This is a genomic window from Saccharicrinis fermentans DSM 9555 = JCM 21142 (assembly GCF_000517085.1).
Taxonomy (GTDB): Bacteria; Bacteroidota; Bacteroidia; order Bacteroidales; family Marinilabiliaceae; genus Saccharicrinis; species Saccharicrinis fermentans.
Genome location: NZ_KI912107.1, coordinates 2413096 through 2413548, shown reverse-complemented (window position 1 = coordinate 2413548; position 453 = coordinate 2413096). Strand labels below are relative to the sequence as shown.

General features: G+C 36.0%; 1 protein-coding gene. It reads right to left on the bottom strand.

The features are described from left to right. Window positions 1-71: 71 nt before the first annotated feature. Window positions 72-453: hypothetical protein (locus CYTFE_RS25920; protein ID WP_044262713.1), on the bottom strand; the 382-nt coding region annotated here is incomplete at its 5' end.

Below are 453 nucleotides of genomic sequence, written 5' to 3'. Positions count from 1 at the left end.
TATTGTTGCGACCACAATAATACCAGTAGCTTTCATTTCGAGAGAATTCATATTTATGTTTACAACTCATATTAAAAACGGTTTCTGCTGTACGACCTCATTTCCTCTATGGATGTGGTCATAGGTTTAAAATTGTCTCTCTCTATATAGTCAGATAATTGGTTTATGGCTTGTTCATCTGCATCGGGTCCGTCATCATGAGTTTGGTATTTTGGCTCAATTCCTTTAAGCTGACTAATGCCTGTTTGCATATCATTATTACCTTTCTCCCTTTCATTATGGTATATCCTACCATTCTGATAATATGGGTGCATGGTTAAAATACGGTCGTATTTATTAATCCGTGGACGCTCTACGATAATAATATTTAACGGTCTACGTTTCTCATTTTCAACCAACTTTAGAGCATCTTTTAACGGTTTGTTCCAAAACTGGCTTTCAACTTTCCTAGTG